This is a genomic window from Isoptericola jiangsuensis (genome assembly GCF_048320105.1).
Taxonomy (GTDB): domain Bacteria; phylum Actinomycetota; class Actinomycetes; order Actinomycetales; family Cellulomonadaceae; genus Isoptericola; species Isoptericola jiangsuensis_A.
Window position 1 is genome coordinate 3,191,068 of the sequence record NZ_CP182942.1, and the last position, 20,363, is coordinate 3,211,430.

14 protein-coding genes and 1 tRNA gene are annotated in these 20,363 nt (G+C 73.2%); 11 read left to right on the forward strand and 4 right to left on the reverse strand.

Annotated elements, in window-relative coordinates:
- Positions 1-148 precede the first annotated feature (148 nt).
- The 4 genes from ACNHYB_RS14635 to ppdK all read left to right on the forward strand — a co-directional run bounded on the left by ACNHYB_RS14635 (position 149) and on the right by ppdK (position 9,303).
- On the forward strand, positions 149-4,309 hold the full coding sequence (locus ACNHYB_RS14635; RefSeq protein WP_418276082.1) for an endo-1,4-beta-xylanase: 4,161 nt from the start codon (positions 149-151) through the stop codon (positions 4,307-4,309).
- Between the two features lie 427 nt (positions 4,310-4,736).
- Positions 4,737-5,291, forward strand: a complete 555-nt coding sequence (locus ACNHYB_RS14640; RefSeq protein ID WP_418276083.1) for a DUF4190 domain-containing protein — start codon at positions 4,737-4,739, stop codon at positions 5,289-5,291.
- 362 nt (positions 5,292-5,653) lie between these two features.
- Entirely contained in the window at positions 5,654-6,574 is a 921-nt protein-coding gene (locus ACNHYB_RS14645; protein WP_418276084.1) for a pyruvate, water dikinase regulatory protein, read from the forward strand.
- Between the two features lie 98 nt (positions 6,575-6,672).
- Positions 6,673-9,303, forward strand: coding sequence for a pyruvate, phosphate dikinase (gene ppdK / locus ACNHYB_RS14650; RefSeq protein ID WP_418278070.1), 2,631 nt, complete (start codon positions 6,673-6,675; stop codon positions 9,301-9,303).
- 128 nt (positions 9,304-9,431) lie between these two features.
- Here ppdK and ACNHYB_RS14655 read toward each other — a convergent pair whose 3' ends face one another.
- The 3 genes from ACNHYB_RS14655 to ACNHYB_RS14665 all read right to left on the reverse strand — a co-directional run bounded on the left by ACNHYB_RS14655 (position 9,432) and on the right by ACNHYB_RS14665 (position 12,460).
- On the reverse strand, positions 9,432-10,100 hold the full coding sequence (locus ACNHYB_RS14655) for an ABC transporter ATP-binding protein (protein WP_418276085.1): 669 nt from the start codon (positions 10,098-10,100) through the stop codon (positions 9,432-9,434).
- Positions 10,101-10,114: 14 nt separating this feature from the next.
- On the reverse strand, positions 10,115-11,647 hold the full coding sequence (locus tag ACNHYB_RS14660; protein ID WP_418276087.1) for an ABC transporter permease: 1,533 nt from the start codon (positions 11,645-11,647) through the stop codon (positions 10,115-10,117).
- Positions 11,648-11,785: 138 nt separating this feature from the next.
- Positions 11,786-12,460, reverse strand: a complete 675-nt coding sequence (locus ACNHYB_RS14665) for a hypothetical protein (protein WP_418276089.1) — start codon at positions 12,458-12,460, stop codon at positions 11,786-11,788.
- 191 nt (positions 12,461-12,651) lie between these two features.
- Between ACNHYB_RS14665 and eno the strand changes: the two genes are divergently transcribed.
- The 6 genes from eno (at position 12,652) to ACNHYB_RS14695 (ending at position 18,362) form a co-directional block, all read left to right on the forward strand.
- Entirely contained in the window at positions 12,652-13,935 is a 1,284-nt protein-coding gene (gene eno / locus ACNHYB_RS14670) for a phosphopyruvate hydratase (RefSeq protein ID WP_418276091.1), read from the forward strand.
- Between the two features lie 254 nt (positions 13,936-14,189).
- Positions 14,190-14,930, forward strand: a complete 741-nt coding sequence (locus ACNHYB_RS14675; RefSeq protein WP_418276093.1) for an FtsB family cell division protein — start codon at positions 14,190-14,192, stop codon at positions 14,928-14,930.
- A 134-nt stretch (positions 14,931-15,064) separates the two neighbouring features.
- Positions 15,065-15,544 carry a DUF501 domain-containing protein gene (locus ACNHYB_RS14680; RefSeq protein ID WP_418278071.1) on the forward strand — a complete coding sequence of 160 codons (480 nt, stop codon included), beginning with the start codon at positions 15,065-15,067 and terminating at the stop codon, positions 15,542-15,544.
- Positions 15,545-15,680: 136 nt separating this feature from the next.
- Entirely contained in the window at positions 15,681-16,634 is a 954-nt protein-coding gene (locus ACNHYB_RS14685; RefSeq protein ID WP_418276094.1) for an exopolyphosphatase, read from the forward strand.
- An 85-nt stretch (positions 16,635-16,719) separates the two neighbouring features.
- Positions 16,720-18,171: an NAD(P)/FAD-dependent oxidoreductase gene (locus ACNHYB_RS14690; protein ID WP_418276095.1), complete on the forward strand. Its 1,452-nt coding sequence runs from the start codon at positions 16,720-16,722 to the stop codon at positions 18,169-18,171.
- A 117-nt stretch (positions 18,172-18,288) separates the two neighbouring features.
- A tRNA-Leu gene (locus tag ACNHYB_RS14695) sits at positions 18,289-18,362 on the forward strand.
- A 74-nt stretch (positions 18,363-18,436) separates the two neighbouring features.
- Here ACNHYB_RS14695 and ACNHYB_RS14700 read toward each other — a convergent pair.
- Positions 18,437-19,348: a LysR family transcriptional regulator gene (locus ACNHYB_RS14700; RefSeq protein ID WP_418276096.1), complete on the reverse strand. Its 912-nt coding sequence runs from the start codon at positions 19,346-19,348 to the stop codon at positions 18,437-18,439.
- A gap of 71 nt (positions 19,349-19,419) precedes the next feature.
- Between ACNHYB_RS14700 and ACNHYB_RS14705 the strand changes: the two genes are divergently transcribed.
- A complete protein-coding gene (locus ACNHYB_RS14705; protein ID WP_418276097.1) occupies positions 19,420-20,316 on the forward strand; it encodes an EamA family transporter in 897 nt (298 codons plus the stop codon).
- Positions 20,317-20,363: the final 47 nt, after the last annotated feature.

Sequence of the window (20,363 nt, forward strand, 5' to 3'; positions counted from 1 at the left end):
CTCGCGCCGACCGAAACCTTTCGTCGTCGCAACCTTCGCCTGATTCGTTGACAACGTTTTCGAACCCCTCCTAGCCTCGTCACCACGGGCATCGCACGTGCCCGCGCTGCGGCACCGGCGCCGTCGGCGGACTCGCGAGGGAGCGACGATGAGGCACAGGTTCTCAAGGACGGTGGCCGGCGCGACAGCGGCCGTACTGGCGACGGCGGGCACGGGTGGCGCCCTCGTCGCAGGATCGGCGGGGGCGTGGGCGGCGGACGCCGTCGTCCTCTCCAACGACTTCGAGACGTCGTACGAGCCGTGGGGCCCGCGCGGGCCGGTCACGCTCGCGATCGTCGACGACGCCCGCACCGGCGCGGGCGCGCTGAGCGTCACCGGCCGGACGGGCAGCTGGAACGGCCCGGCGACGTCGGTGGCGGGCGTCTTCGTGCCGGGCGGCGTCTACCAGGTGGAGGCGTGGGTCAAGCTGCCCGCCGACGCGACCGCCACCACCGGCGTCCACTTCACCGTCCAGGAGACGTCCGCCGACGGTGACGCCTACACCTGGGTCGGCGGCGAGGTGACGGCGTCCGCCGACGACTGGGTGCAGGTCGGCGGGACCTACACGATGCCCGAGGGACTCACGGGTGCACAGCTCTACCTGGAGGCCGCCGCGGTCGGTGGCGAGCACCCCGACCTCCTCGTGGACGACGTCGTCGTGTCGGGCCAGGAGCTCGGCACCGATCTTCCCGACGGGTTCGTGCCCGGCGGTGCCGTGGCGCCGACCGCCACGCCCGTCGTCGCCGCGCAGGCGGGCAGCAGCGCCGACGTCCCCGTCGCCGCGCTCACGTTCGACGACGGCCCGAACCCGGGCACGACGCCGGCGCTCCTGGACTTCCTCGCGGAGAACCACCTGCGGGCCACGTTCTGCGTCATCGGGCAGAACGTCCAGGCCGACGGCGGCGCGGAGATCCTGCGACGCATCGTGGCGGACGGGCACGTCCTGTGCAACCACTCCACCGGCTACGCCGACATGGGCTCGGCCACGCCGGAGGTGGCGCAGGCCGACATGGTCGCGAACCTCGACGTCATCCGCGACGCCCTCGGCGACCCGGACGCGAAGGTGCCCTTCTGGCGGGCACCCAACGGGTCCTGGGGTGCGACGCCGCAGGTGGCCGTGAAGCTCGGCATGCAGCCGCTGGCCGTGACGAACACGATCGCCGACTGGGAGACGCAGGACGAGGCCACGCTGACCGACAACCTGCGCGCCGCCCTCACCGACGGCGAGCTGGTGCTCGTGCACGACGGCGGCGGCGAGCGTGCCGGGTCGCTGGCGGCCACGCGCACGGTCGTCACCGAGGCGCTCGCCGACGGCTGGGAGTTCACGACGCCCGTGGGCACGCCCCCGGTGACGGGTCCGGTGCTGAGCACCGACTTCGAGGACGGCCTCGACGGCTGGGGGCCGCGCAGCGGCGACGACACCCCGCCCACGGTGGGGATCACCACCGACGACGCCGTCTCCGGCACGCAGTCGGCGATGGTCACCGACCGGGACAGCCAGGGCGACGGCATCGGCCGCGACGTCACCGACGTCCTGGCGCCGGGCGTGCGCTACGAGGTCTCCGCCCAGGTGCGGTTCGCTCCGGGCCAGGACACCGACTCCGTCTGGTTGTCCCTCGCCTCGACGGTCGAGGGCGCCACCACCTACTCGACGCTCGCCCAGTGGACGGACGTCACCGCGGACGGCTGGACCGAGGCCACCGCCACGTTCCAGGCCCCCGCCGCCGACGAGTCGTTCCTGTACCTGGAGACCGACTACAACGGCGCCAACACGAGCGACCTGCTCGTCGACGACGTCGCGATCACCGTGCCCGAGCCCGCCGTCGTGCAGGACCTCACGCCGATCCAGGAGACCGTGCCGTTCGGGGCCGGCGTCGCGATCGACTCCCGGGAGACCACCGGTGCCGCCGCCGACCTGCTGCTGCGCCACTTCGGCCAGATCACGCCCGAGAACCACATGAAGCCGGAGGCCTGGTACGACGACGACCGCACGTTCCGCCCCCACCCCGAGGCGCTCGCGCTCATGGACTTCGCCGCCGCGAACGACCTGGACGTCTACGGCCACGTGCTGACCTGGCACTCCCAGACGCCGGACTGGTTCTTCACCGACGACGCCGGCACGCCGCTGACCACCTCCGCCGAGGACAAGCAGGTCCTGCGCGACCGGTTGCGCACGCACGTCTTCGCCGTCGCCGCCTCGCTCGCGGAGCGCTACGGCGAGTTCGGCGCCGGTAACCCGGTCACCGCGTTCGACGTCGTCAACGAGGTCGTGTCCGACGGCGCGACGGACGACGGGATGCGTCGCAGCGAGTGGTACCGGATCCTCGGCGAGGAGTTCGTCGACCTGTCCTTCGAGTACGCCGACTCCGCGTTCAACGACGTCTACGCCGCCGACGGCTCCGACCGCCCGGTGGCGCTGTTCATCAACGACTACAACACCGAGCAGGTGGACAAGCAGAACCGCTACCGGGCGCTGGTGGAGCGGCTGCTGGAGCGTGGCGTGCCGGTCGACGGCGTGGGTCACCAGTTCCACGTGTCGCTCGCGATGCCGGTGGCCGCGCTGGAGGCGGCGATCGAGCGCTTCGAGGACCTCCCGGTCACCCAGGCGGTCACCGAGCTCGACGTCACCGTCGGCACGCCGGAGACGGAGGCGAACCTCGTCGAGCAGGGCTACTGGTTCCGGGACGCGTTCGGCGTCTTCCGCGACCACGGCGAGTCCTTGTTCTCCGTGACGGTGTGGGGCCTGACGGACGGACGGTCGTGGCGCGCCGACGCCGGTGCGCCGCTCGTCTTCGACGACGCCTACCAGGCCAAGCCCGCCTACCACGGCATCGTGGACGGCGACCTGCCGCCCCAGCAGCGCAGCGCGGACGTGTTCGCCGGTGACGTGCCTCTGGACGGCGGGGCGGCGGACTCGCCCCGGTGGGACCGCCTGCCCCTGCACCCCGTGGCCGCCGCGGGCGAGACGGTGGCACGGTTCCAGTCCCGCTGGGCTCCCGACCACCGCACGGTGTACGTCGAGGTGGACGACGACTCGCCGGACGCCGACGACGCCGTCGCCCTCGAGCTCGCCGGTGCGGTCGCGACCCTCGGACGGGACGGGTCGACGTCGGGCGACGTCGCCGCGGAGGTGACGGCGACGGACGCCGGGTACGACGTCGTGGCGCACCTTCCGCTGGACGCCGCGGCCGAGGGCGACACCCTCGCGCTCGACGTCCGGGTCACGGACGACGGCGAGACGACGGGCTGGAACAGCCCGGGCGCGACGGGCACGCTCACCCTCGTCGAGGAGCTGAGCTTCACCCGGGTCGCCGAGACGTCGACGGCCCCGACCGTCGACGGCGAGATCGACGGCGTCTGGGACGACGTCGAGGCGATCACCACGGCCAAGCAGCTGCAGGGCCAGGACGGTGCCGAGGCGACCGTGCGGACCCTGTGGGAGGGCGACACGCTGTACGTGCTGGCGGAGGTGGCCGACCCGAGCGTCGACGTCAGCGCCTCGGACCCGTGGGTCCAGGACTCGGTCGAGATCTTCCTCGACGCGGGCAACGCGAAGAACGGCGGCTACGAGGCGGACGACGCCCAGATCCGCATCAGCGCGGAGAACGAGGTGTCGTTCGGCACGGGCGACCCTGACACGCAGGCGGACCGTCTGCGGTCCGCCACGGCCCGGACCGACGACGGCTACCTCGTCGAGGCGTCGGTGACGCTGGTCGGTCTCGGGGGAGCGGGGACGTTCCACGGCCTGGACCTCCAGGTCAACGACGCGACCGACGGCACCCGGACGGGCATCACCACGTGGGCCGACCCCACGGGGACCGGCTACCAGTACACCGACCGCTGGGGCGTGGTCGAGCTCGTCGCCGCCGAGCCGGAGCCCGAGCCCGAGGGGCTGGTCAACACCGTCGCGCCCACGGTCCAGCCGGACCCCCGGCGCGGGACCGCCCCGGGAGCCGTCCTCGTCGTCGATCCCGGCGAGTGGACCACGCCCGACGGAGAGCGTGTGCGCCACAACTACCGGTGGTTGCGCGACGGCGAGCCGGTGGCACGCACGAACGGCACGGGGACCGACCTGGTGCGGCTCGTCCAGGTGGCGCTCCAGGTGCTGCACGGCCAGGGGGACCCCTCGGCGCTGCGGTCCGTCACCGGGTCCACCTACCTGGTCACCCGGGCCGACCGCGGGCACGAGCTGACCGTCGAGGTCACCGCGCACGCCCGCGGGTTGGACGACGTCACCGTCACCGCCGAACCGGTGGAGGTGCGCAAGTAGCGGCTGTGCCGCGCCCGACCGTGGTCGAGGCCCTCCCACCTGCGGCGATGCGCAGGAGGGAGGGTCTCGTGACGATCCCGTACGGGTATCGAGCACGGTCGGCCCGGGCCGTTCCGGCACCACCGCGCAGGTCGGTAGCATCGGCGACGCCGTCCCAGCCAGGAGGAACATGAGCCAGCCGCCCGGGTACCCGCCACCCGTCGAGCCCACCCGGGTGGTGCCCGCGCACGACGCGACGCAGGTGCTCCGTCCCGGGCCCCCGGCTCCGCCGCCTCTCGATGCCACCCGTGTGATGCCGGCGTGGGACCCGGCGCCCGCGCCTCCCTCTGTTCCGGTGGCGTCGGTCCCGGTGGCGTCGGTCCCGGTGGCGTCGCCCCCGCGACCGCTTCCGCAGTCGCAGTCCGCCGCGCGGCAGGCTCCGGTGCCCGTGCGGGCCCGTCCTGCGCCCGTCGTCGGCTCTGCTCCCGTCGTCCGTCCTGCTCCGGCCGTCCGTCCTGCTCCGGCGCGTCCCGGGACCGAACCGACGGCGGTCGCGTCCCTGGTCGCGGGGATCGTCGGCATCGTCGTGCCGCTGGTCGGGATCCTCGCGATCATCCTGGGCGGCATCGGGCGCGACCGGGCCGAGCGTCGGGGCACCCGTGGGCGTGGCCTGGCGACGACGGGCACGGTGCTCGGCGTCCTCCAGGTGGTCGTCACGACTGCTGCCGTCATCGGGGCGATGGCCTTCTGGAACGCCTACGGTGAGGACATCGAGGCGGGCATCGACCGTGCCAACGAGCTGTCGCAGACCGAGATCACGCTGCCCGACCTCGCCCTCGGGTCGTTGACCGGCGACTGGTCTCCGGGCGACCTGTCGCTCGACGGGCTCGGTGACCTGGCCGGGGCGCTGGGCGACCTCGGCCAGCTCGGCGACCTCGGCGAACAGTGTCAGGGCGGCGACGTCGCGGCGTGCTCCGACCTGCTGGGGTCCGTCAACCCCTGAGGGGTGCGCGTCAAGGCCGACGAGCTCTCCGACGAGGTCGCCGAAGATCTCCGACGAGGTCATGGAGTCGCTATTTTCGGGGTGTCAGGTTCGCGGGACTCGCGTGCGCTGCGCGATACGCCATCACGCTGAGCACGACATTCACGCTGAGCGTGACTGGGACCCGTTGAGGCGTCGACGATCCGGCAGACCGAACATCGCCACAAGACAGACCTTCCGACCGCCGGCCGATCGCCCGCCGTCCCGCGATCAACTGACTCGCTCCGGCTTCGCGGGCTCATCAGGGCTCGTCAGGACCTATCAGGACTCATCAGGATCCCGCGCGGACGCGGCGACGAGGGCGTCGGTCTAACCTGACCGGCATGGGCACGCCGGAGCGGGTCGTCATCCACGTCGTCGCGGACTCGACGGGGGACACCGGCGCGCGCGTGGCCCGCGCGGTCCTGCCCCAGTACCCGGACCACGACGTCGCCGTCGTGCGCCACCCGCGCCTGCACAGCCAGGAAGGGCTCGACGAGGTGGTCGAGCAGTTGCGCGCCGACCCCGCCCCGGCGGTCGTGTTCTGCACCGTGGTGGACGAGGTGCTGCACGGTCAGGTGCTGCAGCGGTGCGCCGAGCTCGGCATCCCGTGCGCCGACCTGCTCACCCCCGGGCTGGACGCCGTCACCGCGCGCACGGGCGCCGCGCCGACCCGGCTGGTGCAGCCGGTCGGGCTGGCGGCCGACTACTTCGAGCGCATCCACGCGATGGAGTTCGCCATCGCGAACGACGACGGCCACGTCAGCGACGAGAGCCTGCACGAGGCCCAGATCGTGCTGACGGGCGCCTCGCGCACCGGCAAGACGCCGTTGTCGATGTACCTGGGCTACCTCGGCTACCGCACGGCGAACATCCCGCTCGTCGCCGACGTCGCCCCGCCACCGGAGCTGTTCCGTGTCGCCGGCTGGAAGATCGTGGGGCTGACGATCGACCCGGAGCGCCTGCTCGCCATCCGGCGACGACGGGTCGACCTCATGGGTGCGGGTGCCGCGGACGGCGGCCGGCTCGGCGGTTACGCCGACCTCGCGCGCATCTACGACGAGCTCGACGAGATCGCGACGGTCCAGCGGAGGCTCGGCTGCCCGGTGCTGGATACGACGTCTCTCGCCCTGGAGGAGGCGGCAGGTCGCATCATCGACCTGGTGACAGCGCGGCGTCGGGCCCATACAGTCCTCGACAAGCACTTCGATCTGCCGACGACACCCGATCCGCCAGCAGCCGAGACGGAGACGCACGAGCCATGAGCGACCAGGCCCCCACCCCGCAGCCCACCCCGCAGCCCACCACCGGACCCGTGCCCGAGGGCACCCCCGGCCCCGACCCCCGCACCGCGGCGCACCGGATGGTGTACGACCTCGCCGAGGGCAGCGCCGAGATGAAGCCGCTCCTCGGCGGCAAGGGGGCCGGCGTCGCAGAGATGATCCGTGTCGGCGTGCCCGTGCCCGACGGCTTCACGGTGACGACGCAGGCGTGCGTCGCCGCGATGCAGGACGGCGGGCGCTGGCCCGACGGTCTGTGGACGGAGATCGAGGCCCACCTGGACGCGTTCGAGGAGCGCACCGGCCGGCGCCTGGGCGCCGCGCGACGCCCCCTGCTGGTGTCGGTGCGCTCGGGGGCCGTGGTGTCCATGCCGGGCATGATGGACACCATCCTCAACCTGGGGATCTCCGAGGAGTCCGTCGTCGGGCTCGCCGAGGAGTCCGGAAACCCGCGCTTCGCCTGGGACTGCTACCGCCGGTTCCTGCAGATGTACGGCGAGGTCGTCGAGGGTGTGCCGGCGCACGCGTTCTCCGACGAGATCGCGGCGCTGAAGAACCGGCGCGGCATCACCGAGGACACGGGTCTCACGGTCGACGACCTCACCGAGCTGGTCGCGACGTTCCGCACGGTGGCCCGTCATCACACGGGCGAGGAGCTGCCCACCGACCCGCGCGAACAGCTCCGCCGGGCCGTCCAGGCGGTGTTCTCCTCCTGGGACACCCCGCGTGCGGGGGTGTACCGCCGGGCGAACGGCATCCCGGACGACCTGGGCACCGCCGTGAACGTCATGCAGATGGTGTTCGGCAACCGGGGCGACACGTCCGCCACGGGCGTCTGCTTCACCCGCGACCCGTCCACGGGCGCCAAGGAGCTGTACGGGGAGTTCCTCGTGAACGCCCAGGGCGAGGACGTCGTCGCAGGGATCCGCACCCCGCGGCCCCTGGCCGAGATGGAGCAGGTGCTCCCCGACGCCTACCGCGAGCTGCTCGACACGATGGACCGCCTCGAGCACCACTACGGCGACATGCAGGACATCGAGTTCACCGTCGACGACGGCAAGCTCTACCTGCTGCAGACCCGCACCGGCAAGCGCACGGCCGCCGCCGCGCTGAAGGTCGCCCGCGACCTGGTCGCCGAGGGCGTCATCGACCGGGAGACCGCGCTGCTGCGCATCGAGCCCGCACAGCTCGACCAGCTCCTGCACCCCGGCCTGGACCCCGACCACGGCACCTCCCCGCTGACCCGCGGGCTCAACGCCTCACCGGGTGCGGGGGTGGGCCAGGTCGTGTTCGACGCCGACACCGCGGCCGAGCGCGGGGAGGCGGGGGAGGCCGTGGTGCTCGTGCGGTGGGAGACGACGCCGGACGACATCCACGGCGTCATCGCGGCGCAGGGCGTGCTCACGTCGCACGGCGGCATGACGTCGCACGCCGCCGTGGTCGCGCGCGGCATGGGCCGTCCGTGCGTCGCCGGTGCGGGAGACCTGCGCATCGACGTCGAGGCGCGCACCCTGACGATCGGGCAGACGGCCCTGACCGAGGGCGACACCATCACGATCGACGGCTCCACGGGCGAGGTCTTCGCCGGTGCGCTGGACCTGGTGCCGCCGCAGATCACCGACGACTTCACCGAGGTGCTCGGCTGGGCGGACGAGGTGCGTCGGCTCGGCGTGCGCGCCAACGCCGACACGGGCGCCGACGCCGCCAAGGCCCGCGAGCTCGGTGCCGAGGGCATCGGCCTGTGCCGCACGGAGCACATGTTCATGGACGCCGACCGGCTGCCGGTGGTGCAGGCGATGATCCTCGCCGAGAAGCCCGACGAGCGTGCCGCCGCCCTGGACCGTCTCCTGCCCATGCAGCAGGCGGACTTCACGGAGCTGTTCACGGCCATGAGCGGGCTGCCGGTGACGATCCGGCTCATCGACCCGCCGCTGCACGAGTTCCTGCCCGACCTGGTCGAGCAGTCCCTGCTGGTGCAGCGCCTGGAGGACGCGGGCACGGGCGGCGCGGAGCTCGAGGACGCGCGGACGCTGCTCGCTCACGTCAAGCGGCTCAGCGAGGCGAACCCGATGCTCGGCACGCGCGGCGTCCGGCTCGCGCTGCTGTTCCCCGAGATCGCGCAGATGCAGGTGCGCGCGATCGCCCGGGCCGCGCGCGCCGTGCGGGCCGACGGTCTGGACCCCCGCGTCGAGATCATGGTGCCGCTCGTCGGGTTCGCCGAGGAGCTGCGCCGCATGCGCGACGTCGTCGAGACGACGTGGGCCGAGGAGGTCGGTGCGGACGGCGGCGACCTGCCGCACACCGTCGGCACGATGATCGAGCTGCCCCGGGCGGCGCTCGTGGCCGACGCGATCGCCGAGCACGCCGACTTCTTCTCGTTCGGCACGAACGACCTCACGCAGACGACGGTCGGCATCTCCCGGGACGACGCCGAGGGGTCGTTCCTGCACACGTACGTGGACGCCGGGATCGTGCCGGCGAACCCGTTCGCGAGCGTCGACGTCGACGGCGTGGGCGAGCTCGTGCGGATCGGGGTCCGCAAGGGCCGCTCGACGACGCCGGGCCTGAAGACCGGGGTGTGCGGGGAGCACGGCGGCGACCCGGCCTCGATCGCCCTGTTCCACGAGATCGGGCTGGACTACGTCTCCTGCTCGCCGTACCGCGTGCCGGTCGCGCGCCTGGCCGCCGCTCAGGTCGCCCTCGGCTCCCGCTGACCCGGCCCCCCACCCGCCGACCGGCCACCCCCCACCCGCCGACCATGCCCTGATGGCCCGTCCCGGCAGCGGGACGGGCCATCAGGGCATGGTCGACGGTCCGGAGGGCATGGTCGACGACGGCGACGTCAGGCCGCCTCCGTGACCTTCCCGCCGGCGATCCGCAGCCGTCGCTGGGCGCGCCGTGCGACGGCGGAGTCGTGGGTGACCAGGACGATGGTCAGCCCCTGCTCCTTCCACAGCCCTTCGAGGAGCTCGACGATCTCGTCGCGGGTGGACTCGTCGAGGTTGCCCGTCGGTTCGTCGGCAAGGAGCACCTGCGGCTCCTTGACGAGGGCCCGGGCGATGGCGACGCGCTGCTGCTGGCCGCCGGACAGCTCGCCGGGCAGGTGGTCGGCGCGCTCGGCGAGGCCCACCGAGGCGAGCGCCTCGAGCGCGCGCCGGTCCCGTTCGGCCGCGGGCACCTTCGCGGGCACCAGGGCGGTGGCGACGTTCTCGGCGGCCGTCAGGGTGGGGATGAGGTTGTAGTGCTGGAACACGAACCCGATGCGCTGGGCGCGCGCCTTCGTCAGCGCGCCGTCGCCCAGCCGGGCGAGGTCGTCACCGGCGAGCCGCACGCTGCCCGACGTCGGACGGTCGAGCCCGCCGAGCATCTGCAGCAGGGTGGACTTCCCGCCCCCGGTGGGGCCCTGGACGGCGACGAGCTCGCCGTCGCCGATCTCGAGGTCGACGGACTGCAGGGCGTGGACGGTGCGCTTGCCGGTGTACGTCTTGGTGACGTCCGTGAGCTGGTACATGGTGGGGCTGCCTTTCAGGCGAGGGAACGGAGGGCTTCGGCGGGACGCAGGCGTGCGGCGCGCCATCCGCCGACCACGCCGGCGAGCAGGCCGCCGAGGACGGCCAGGCCGACGGCCGCGACGACGACCCACACGGTCACCGGCGCCTGCAGGACGACGTCGACGGCGCTGGTCGCGGCGTCGGCCGCCTGGCCGAACGGGCCGCCGCCCCCACCGCCACCGCCGGGGACCTGGCCGCCGCCGGCGACCTGACCCTGGCCGCCGCCCCGCGAGCCGGGCCCGCCGAGGCTGACCCCGCCGCCGGAGCTGCCGCTGAGCGTGATGCCGGCGAGGTTGATCGCGGCGACGGCGATCCCGCCGAGCACGATCCCGGCGACGCCGCCGATGAGGCCCTGGGCGACGGACTCCCCGGACACCTGGCCGACGACGCGGCTCTTCGACCAGCCGATGGCCTTGAGGGTGCCGAGCTCGCGGGTGCGCCGGTTCACGCCCGACACGGTGAACAGGATCGCCAGCCCGAACGCGGCGGCGAGCACGACGAGGCTGAGCCAGGTGCCGAGCTTGCCGACCAGGTCGGAGGCGGTGGACAGCGAGCCGGTGACGTCCCCGGCGAGGTCCGCCTGGGTGCTGACCGAGGCGTCGGGCAGGTCGGCGGCGACGGCGGCGGCGACGGCGTCGACGTTGTCCGCGGAGTCCACCGCGACGAAGACGTCGGTGACCTGGCCGGCCAGGTCGGCGAGCTCCTGGGCCTGCGCGAGCGGGATGTACACGTCGGACGCGGTGGCGACGCCCTCGCCGGTGGTGGACGCCACGGTGCCGACGACCTCCAGGTCGGTGCCGCCCACGGACACCGTGTCGCCGACGGCGAGCTCGGCGGTCTCGGCGTAGGTGGCGTCCAGGACGGCGGCACCGGTGTCGTCGGCGGCCAGGCTGCGACCGTCGACGACCTCGATGGTCGTCAGGGGTCCGACGGCTGCGGCCGACGGGTCGACGCCCGTGACGGTGAACGAGTCGATCTCGAACGCGCTGCCGCCCGCACCGTCGGCGCCGCCCGTGCGGGGGGTGTCGCCGTCCTGGCCGCCGGGCCCGCCACCGGCTTCGCGCTGCTCCTGCAGGGCCTCGAAGTCGGGCATCTCGCCGCTGAACGACGTGCTCGACAGGGTCAGGGTGGCGGCGGCGTCGGTGACGTGCTCGACGTCCTCGACGGTCGTCAGCGCGGTGTCGTCGAACGAGGCGCTCCCGCGCTCGACGGAGAGCTGTGCCTGGTCCAGGGACCGGGTGCCTTCGGCGTCGGCGTCGCCGGACTCGGCGTCGAACTCGAACCGGCCGGGTCCGCCGCCACCGCCGGGCGCGCCCGCCTGGGTGACGGTGACGTCGGTGCCGACGCCGTAGACGGACTCCAGGACGGCGCCCTGGGCGTCGCGTACGCCGGCGGACACCGAGGAGACGACCATGACCAGCGCGATCGCGACGGCGAGCCCGACGGCGACCACGGCGGTCTGCTTGCGACGGTGCCGCAGCTCGCGGCGCAGGTAGGTGAGGAACATGCCACTCCTTCTGGGCGGGCCGACGGCCCGGGGACGAACCGGCGCGCGTCGCGTCCGGTGCTCCGGAAGGTAGGGCTCGGACCTGGCGGGAACCTGCCGCCCACCTGTGACGATCCTGTGAAAGCCGGGCGGGCGGTGTCAGTCCGCCCGCTCGATCGCACCGGCGATGCGCTGCTCGATCGCGTCGGTGGCGGCGTCGGGCAGCACGATGATCCCCTCGAGCTCCTTGGTGGCGCGCCGGTAGGCCGTCTGCCGCTCGACCTGGGAGGCGCCGTCGTCGTCCGCGACCGCCAGCAGCTTCTTGGCGCGGTCGACGGCGCGCCGCTCGTCGTCCGTCAGCGACGACGCCCGCCGCCGTCGGGCCTCGCGCTCGGCGACGTCGAACCGGGTCTGCAGCTCGCGGACGGCGTCGCGGTAGCGGTCGAGCCGCCGCGGGTCGCGCAGCTCCTCCAGGTCGTCGGGGCGCAGCCCGTCGGCGTCGCGGCGCGCCCGGTGGAAGTCGACGGTGACCTGCTCGCGCATGTCCGTCATGACGGGGTACTCGAGGATCTTCACCGCGTCGAGCTCGTAGTCGAGCCAGCGGCGCAGCGTCTCGTCGTGCTCGGCGACGGTGCGGTCGATCTCGCTGGTCAGGGCCTCGGCGGCCTCCACCCGGGCCGCCTTGTCGGCGTACTTGAGCCGGTAGAGCTCGATCTTGTCCCGACGGCGCTTCTCGTCCCACTTGCGCGCACCCCGGAACCAGCCCCCGACGATCCCGCCCAGCGGGAAGACGAGCCACCAGTAGGAGCCGACGAAGTCCCAGAAGCCGTCCACCGCACTCACGATAGCGAGCGCGCCCCGGGTCGCACCCGGCACGACCGACAGGTGGGACCTGGCGCGCGCGGTCGCCGACGGGGCTACGCTGGGGGGCGTCAACCCTCCATCGTCGCGGGCTTCGGCTGCCCGGGCGCTTGTGCGCCGAGCACGGCAGCGACAGCCTGCGAGCCCTGTCAGAAGGAGCATCCGTGGCAAGCATCGAAGCCGTTGGCGCGCGCGAGATCCTGGACTCTCGCGGAAACCCCACCGTGGAGGTGGAGATCGCCCTCGACGACGGCACCTTCGCCCGTGCCGCGGTCCCGTCGGGCGCCTCCACCGGCGCGTTCGAGGCCGTCGAGCGCCGTGACGGCGACAAGGGTCGTTACCTGGGCAAGGGAGTCGAAGGTGCGGTCAACGCCGTCATCGACGACATCGCGCCCGAGCTGATCGGTTACGACGCCGAGGAGCAGCGCCTCATCGACCAGGCGCTCATCGAGCTCGACGGCACCCCGAACAAGGGCAAGCTCGGCGCGAACGCGATCCTGGGCGTGTCCCTCGCGGTGGCGAAGGCCGCCTCGAAGAGCGCGGGCCTGGACCTGTTCCGCTACGTGGGCGGCCCGAACGCGCACGTCCTGCCCGTGCCGATGATGAACATCCTCAACGGCGGGTCCCACGCGGACTCGACCGTCGACTTCCAGGAGTTCATGATCGCCCCGGTCGGCGCGTCGACCTTCAAGGAGGCGCTGCGCTCGGGCACCGAGGTCTACCACGCCCTCAAGGGCGTGCTGAAGTCGAAGGGCTTCTCCACCGGTCTCGGTGACGAGGGCGGCTTCGCCCCCGACCTGCCCTCGAACGTGGCCGCGCTGGACCTCATCCTCGAGGCCATCCAGAAGGCCGGCTTCACGCCGGGCACCGACATCGCCATCGCGATGGACGTCGCCGCCACCGAGTTCTTCAAGGACGGCGCGTACCACTTCAAGAACGGCGAGGTGCACTCGACCGAGGACATGATCAAGCTCTACGAGTCCATGGTCGACAACTACCCGATCGTGTCCATCGAGGACCCGCTGTCCGAGGACGAGTGGGGCGCCTGGACGCAGTTCGTCTCCGAGGTCGGCGACAAGGTGCAGGTCGTCGGCGACGACCTGTTCGTCACCAACCCCGAGCGCCTCGCCCGGGGCATCGAGGAGAAGTCCGCGAACTCGCTGCTGGTCAAGCTCAACCAGATCGGCACGCTCACCGAGACGCTGGACGCGGTCACGCTCGCGCAGCGCAACGGCTTCACCACGATGACCTCGCACCGCTCCGGCGAGACCGAGGACACCACGATCGCCGACCTGTCGGTGGCCACCAACGCCGGCCAGATCAAGACCGGTGCCCCGGCCCGTGGCGAGCGCATCAACAAGTACAACCAGCTCCTGCGCATCGAGGAGGCCCTGGACGACGCCGGCCGTTACGCCGGTCGTTCGGCGTTCCCGCGCTTCCAGGCCTGACCGCCGCCTCTGACGAGGCAGCACCCGGTCTGCGCGACGGCCGGTCACCCCTGCGGGGTGGCCGGCCGTCGTCGTGCCCGGGCCGTGCATGTCGTCGTGCTCGCCGTCGTGCTCGCCGTCGTGCTCGCCGTCGTGCTCGCCGTCGTGCTTGTCGTCGTGCTTGTCGTCGCGCTCGCCGGTGCGCCCGGCAGCGGCTCCCAGGCGCGCCGACGACGGTCCCCGGCCCGGGCGCGCGCGTTCGGCAGAATCGAGGCGTGCCGTCCCGTCGTCCTGCCGCCCCGAAGTCCCGCCGTCCTGCAGCGAGGCCGACGACGCGTCCGTCGTCGTCCGGGGCAGGACGCGGTGGCCGGACCCGGGCCACGGGGGCGACCAAGCGCGGCGGCTCCACGACGGCGACTCCCGGCAAGCCCGCCGGTGCCCGGCGTCCGGCGGGCCCGTCCCGTGACGAACGTCGCCGCAGCCGGCTCGGTCTGGTGCTGCCCGAGGTGCTCACCGTCCGCCTGCTGGTGCTCGCCGTCGTCCTGCTGCTGTCGTTCGTGCTGCTGCTGCCCACGGTGCGCGGAGCGGTCCAGCAGCGCGCCCAGCTCGACCAGCTGCAGGCCGAGCTCGACGCGAGCACGGCGGAGCGGGACGAGCTGCGCAACGAGCTCGAACGGTGGGACGACCGGTCGTACGTGGTGCAGCAGGCGCGCAGCCGGCTCAACTACGTGCTGCCGGGGGACACCGCGTGGCGGGTGGTCGACGCCGAGGAGATCGAGGGCGCGCCCGCCCCGGAGGCGGCCGTCCCGGGCCAGGTGACGGGATCGGCCACGACGGGAGCGCCCTGGTACCAGGCGATGTGGGAGTCCGTGCAGGTGACCGACCGGGCTGCCGTCGACGAGGATCCGACGGCCGACCCGAGCAGCCCCGACCCCAGCAGCCCCGACCCCAGCAGCCCTGGCCCCGGCGGCGACCCCGACCCGAGCGGCGACCCGGAGTCCTCGCCCGGCGGGTGACGGGTCCGACACGTGCGCGGCGGGGGCGGCGCGCCGACGTCGGGGACAATGGGGCGGTGACCTCCCAGACACCTGAACCCGGTGCCACCTCCGAGCCCGGGACGACCACCGGCCCCGGTGCCGACCCGACCGCCGTGACCGCGCACGACCTCGAGGTGCTGGCGGAACAGCTCGACCGCACCCCGCGCGGCGTCGTCGGGATCGCCGCCCGGTGCGTGTGCGGACGCCCGCTCGTGGTGCGCACCGCGCCGCGCCTGCCCGACGGCACGCCGTTCCCGACCACCTACTACCTCACGCACCCCGGCGCGGTCGCGGCCGCGTCGCGGCTCGAGGCCGAGGGTGTGATGAAGGAGATGACCGAGCGGCTCGGGCAGGACGCCGAGCTCGCCGCCGCGTACGCCGCCGCGCACGAGCACTACCTCGCCCGTCGCGCGGAGCTGGGCGACGTCGCCGAGATCGAGGGGATCTCGGCGGGAGGAATGCCCACGCGGGTGAAGTGCCTCCACGTGCTCGTGGGGCACGCGCTCGCCGCCGGCCCCGGCGTGAACCCGCTGGGCGACGAGGCGCTGGAGCGGGTGCGCGACCAGTGGCGTCCCGACCGCTGCTCGTGCTGACCGCTGCTCGTGCTGACTGCTGACTGCTGACTGCTGACTGCTGACCGCTGATCGTGGTCCGGCCCGGGCCGGGCGGGCCCCGGCCCGGTGGATGCGGGTCGCACGTGTCGGCGCCGGGTGAGAGGGTGCGGTGGTGATGAGCAGCACCCGTGTGGCCGCGATCGACTGCGGCACCAACTCGATCCGTCTCCTGGTGGCCGACGTCGCGGACGACGGCACCCTGTCCGAGCTCGACCGCCGCATGGAGATCGTGCGCCTCGGCCAGGGCGTCGACCGCACGGGCGAGCTGGCGCCCGAGGCGCTCGCCCGCACCCTGGCCGCCACCCGCGAGTACGCGACGGTCGCCGGCGAGCTGGGCGCGACCCGCGTGCGGTTCGTGGCGACGTCGGCCACCCGTGACGCCCGCAACCGGGACGAGTTCGTCACGGGTGTGCGCGCCGCGCTCGGCGTCGACCCGGAGGTCGTCACCGGGCAGGAGGAGGCGCTGCTGTCGTTCCGCGGCGCGACGAGCGGCTCGGCGTCCGCGCACCCCGGCCCCTACCTGGTGGTGGACCTCGGCGGCGGCTCCACGGAGCTCGTCCTGGGCACGACGACGCCGGAGGCAGCGATCTCGATGGACGTCGGCTCGGTGCGGCTCACCGAGAGGCACCTGCGTTCCGACCCGCCCACCGCGCACGAGGTCGAGCAGGCCCGCGCGGACGTGACGGCGGCGCTCGACGCGGCGTCCGCCGTCGTCCCGCTCGGCCGCACGGCGACGCTCGTGGGGCTGGCCGGCTCGGTCACGACCGTGACCGCGCACGCGCTCGGCCTGCCCGCCTACCGCCGCGAGGCCGTCAACGGCACCGTGCTGTCGGTGGGCGAGGTCCTCACGGCGTGCGACGACCTCCTGGTGCGCACCCGTGAGCAGCGCCTCGCGCTGGGCTTCATGCACCCGGGCCGTGCCGACGTCATCGGTGCCGGGGCGCTGGTGTGGGCACAGGTGGTGCAGCGGGTGCGCGACGCGGTCGCGGCCACCGGCGGCGAGCTCACGCAGGTCGTCACGAGCGAGAGCGACATCCTGGACGGCATCGCGCTGTCCCTCGCCGACTGACCCGCGGCCTGGCCGGGCAGGGCGCAGAAGGCCCGTTCCAGGGCGCGCGGGAAGGGGCACCGGCGTACGGTCGTAGACTGTGGGTATGCCTCAGAACGATCTGTCTTCGGACAACTCTGCCCTGAGCGTGGTGGAGACCACCTCGCGCCCGCGCAAGGTGCCTCGCGTCGTGGTGCTCGGCGGTGGTTCCGTCGGCCTGTACGTGGCGCGTCGCCTGCGCAAGAAGCTCGGCAAGCGGGAGGCGGCGATCGTCGTCGTCGACCCCCGCCCGTACATGACGTACGCCCCGTTCCTGCCGGAGGCGGGTGCCGGGTCGATCGACGCGCGCGACGTCGTGGCGCCGCACCGCATCGCGCTCAAGGGCATCGACGTGCTCCAGGGCAAGGTCGTCAACATCGCCCACGGTGACAAGAAGATCACGATCTCGCCGGAGGAGGGCCTCGACTACGAGGTCTCCTACGACCACGTCGTGATCGGTCTGGGCTCCGTCTCGCGCACGCTGCCCATCCCGGGGCTGGCGGAGGAGGGCATCGGCTTCAAGAACGTCGAGGAAGCCATCGCGGTGCGCAACCACGTCCTGAACCGCATGGACGTCGCGTCGTCCACGTGGGACGCCGACATGCGCCGCCGGATGCTCACGTTCACGTTCGTGGGCGGCGGGTTCGCCGGCATCGAGGCGCTGGCCGAGATCGAGGACATGGCGCGCTACGCGACCCGCAACTACCCGACGATCGAGGAGTCGGACCTGCGGTTCGTCATGATCGAGGGTGCCGGGCGGATCCTGCCGGAGGTCTCCGAGCCCATGGGCCTGTGGGCCCTGGAGGAGATGAAGAAGCGCGGCATCGAGTTCCACCTCAACACGTTCCTGTCCTCCTGCGTGGACGGGCACGTCGTGACCTCCACGGGCGTCGAGTTCGACACCGAGACGATCGTGTGGACGGCGGGCGTCAAGGCCAACCCGGTCATCAAGGAGAACTCCGACCTGCCGTTCGACCGCATGGGCCGTGTCACCGTCCGGGCGACCCTGCAGGTCGAGGACGAGAACGGCACGATCGTGCCGGACGCCTGGGCCGCGGGCGACTGCGCCGCCGTGCCGGACCTGCTCAACCCCGGCTCGTTCTGCCCGCCGAACGCGCAGCACGCGATCCGCGAGGCCAACCAGCTCGCCGACAACCTCATCGCCACCTTCAAGGGTGAGCAGCCGGTGGAGTACAAGCACAAGAGCGTGGGCGTCGTGGCGTCGCTGGGACTGTACAAGGGCGTCGCGGAGCTGTTCGGCTTCGTCAAGCTGCGCGGTCCGCTGGCGTGGCTGGCGCACCGCAGCTACCACGTGATGGCGATGCCGACCGGCAACCGCAAGCTGCGCATCCTGGTCGGCTGGATCGGCCAGTTCCTCATGGGCCGCGAGATCGTGTCGCTGGGTTCGCTGCACGACCCGCGCGACGAGTTCCGCAAGGCGTCGGTCCCGCCGAAGCCCGTGGGGGACAAGGTCGAGCAGAAGGCGGAGGCGTCGGCCGCGAAGGCCGAGCGCGGCTGAGCTCGCACGAGCCGTCCGAGCGGTCCGGCTCGGTAGTTCCGACCTTGGTCGGTACCTTGGGTGCCGAACGAGATCGAATCTGCCGATCCGGGCCGCTCTTCGCGTTCCCGGCCGTTCGCCCCCGTAGCCCAACTGGCAGAGGCAGCCGGCTTAAACCCGGCACAGTCCCGGTTCGAACCCGGGCGGGGGCACAGCGACGGACGTCACCCGCTCGGGGCCGCGTGCGTCCGGCGCTGTTGACCCGGCGCTGTTCATCCCGCGCTGTTCACCCTGCGTCGTGCCGGCGCGCGACGTCGTCGGCGGCACGACGCAGCGCGTCGAGCACCCGCTGCACGGCGCGCCGGCGGGCCCGGTCGGGACGCAGCACGGCGGACACGTGCCGGACGGCGCGAACCCCTGTCAGCGGGCGCAGGGTGAGCCGGTCGCCCGTGGGCGTGGTGAAGCGGGGCAGGACGGCGATCCGGTCGCCCGCGGCGACGAGCGCCTCCACGAGACGGTTGTCCACGATCCGCTGGCGCACGTCGAGCTGGGCGCCGGTGGCCTGCTCGATGCCGCGCAGGACGGTGTCGAACGGGTAGCCGCGCGGCACGCCGACCCAGGCCTCGCCGGCGACGTCGCCGGCGCTCACGGTGGTGTGCGCGGCGAGCGGGTGCCGCGGTGACATCGCGACGTCGAGGGGTTCGTCGGTGAGGTGGACGACGTCGAGCCCGTCGGTCCCGCGGGGCCGCACGCTGGTGAGGCTGTGGGCGACGACGACGTCGTGGTCGGCGGTGAGCGCCCCGAACTCGGCCTCGGCGAGGTCGACGTCGGCCAGGTGGAGCTCCACACCGGTGCCGGCGAGGTCCTGCTCGACGAGCGGCAGCAGGAAGGTGGCGGCGCTGGGCAGGGCCGCGAGCGTCACGACGCCCGCGGGTGCGCCGCGGAACGCGTCCCAGCGGGCCTGCACCTCGGCGATCGCGGCGGCGACGTCGACGGCACCGGTGGCGAGGAGGCGCCCGGCGTCGGTGAGGCGCAGGCCGCGGCCGTGGGGCTCCACGAGCGGTGCGCCCATCTCGCGCTGGGCGGTGCGCAGCTGCTGGGAGACGGCGGACGGCGTGCGGCGGGTCGCGGCGGCGACCGCGGCGACGCTGCCGCGGTCGGCGAGCTCGCGCAGCAGTTCCAGATGACGAACGTCCATGTAGGCAGCCTACGTGGTGGGTGAACAACAATTTGGTTGTCCTTCACGGTGGACGCACTCAGGATGGCCGCATGCCGATCCGCCACCGACTGCTCGCCGTCGTCGTCGCCCTGCTGTGGGGTCTGAACTTCCTGGCGATCGACGCCTCCCTGGCGCACTACCCGCCGATGTTCCTCGTCGCGCTGCGCTTCGCCGTCCTCGCGATCCCGACCGTGCTGCTCGTCCCGTGGCCCGGGGTTCCCGTGCGGTGGCTCGTCGGCTACGGACTGGGCTTCGGGGTGCTGCAGTTCGCGTTCCTCTACTGGGGGATGGCCGCGGGGATGCCCGCCGGGCTGGCCTCGCTCGTGCTGCAGACCTCCGGACCGTTCACGGTCGTGCTGGGGGCGACGTTCCTGCGGGAACGGGTCTCCGGTCGGCAGATGGTCGGGATCCTGGTCGCGGTGGCCGGGTTGGCCGCGGTCGGCTGGCAGCGCGCGGAGCACGCCGCGCTGCTGCCCTTCCTGCTGACCCTCGCCGGCGCGTTCGGCTGGGCGATCGGCAACGTCAGCAACCGGCTCGCCAGGCCGCGCAACCCGCTCCACCTCGTGCTGTGGATGTCCGTGGTGCCGCCGCTGCCCATGCTCGCCGTGTCCTGGGCGGTCGAGGGACCCGAGCGGATCTGGATTTCGCTGACCCGCTACGACGACCCCGCGGCGGCCGGGGCCGTCGTCGGCCTGGCGTACACCGTCCTGCTCGGCACCGTCGTCGGGTCGGGCCTGTGGACCTGGCTCATGGCCCGCCACCCCGCGGGCGTCGTCGCCCCGTTCTCGATGCTGGTGCCCGTGGTCGGGATGACGTCGGCGTGGATCGTGCTGGGGGAGTCCGTCACCGCGGCCGAGCTGGCCGGTGCGCTGCTGGTCGTGGCGGGGGTGCTGGTCGGCAGCTCGCGGCCCCGCCCGGTCCGGGTGCCCGGCACCGTCGCCCCGTGAGGCGCTCCCTCGCCCGTGACCGGGCGAGGCACGGGCCGGTCGGGATC